Annotated in this window: 1 protein-coding gene; it reads left to right on the top strand. The window is 39.8% G+C overall.

What is annotated here, in order from left to right; genetic code table 11:
- Positions 1-283: 283 nt before the first annotated feature.
- Positions 284-460: putative signal transducing protein (locus HC175_RS24805; RefSeq protein WP_168139684.1), on the top strand; the 177-nt coding region annotated here is incomplete at its 3' end.

Below are 460 nucleotides of genomic sequence, written 5' to 3'. Positions count from 1 at the left end.
AAAGACGGAGAAAAGATCAAGCTGGCTTCTTATGAAGAAGGTTTTTACATCGTTTACCTGCCAGATGGAGAAGAAGTAAGAATCACAAATGATGCTTCCAGAGAGGAAGGTTTGGCAGTGCTAAATGGTAAAATTGCTCTTTACGAAGAATGCATGCTCGCCAGTGCTAAATAAATCAAATTAGATCCTGTTTCAAAACCTTCGGAATTTCCGGAGGTTTTTTTATGCCTTCTACTTTTGAAGAATTTTATATCTTGGAAAGGAATCCTCTAAAACTCCTGAAATGAAATTCGTTACCATCTTTAATACTACTCATTCTTCAGAAATTGCAATAATCCGAAATCTCCTGGAAGAGCACGACATTCAATACGTGGCTCCCGATATGGCTACAGACAGTGCATCGGGTATTGCCGGTTTAGGAATCTCCGGAATGCGCATTCAGGTTCCCGAAGACAAACAA

This window comes from Salinimicrobium oceani, assembly GCF_012037645.1.
This window is presented reverse-complemented; position numbering and strand designations above follow the sequence as displayed.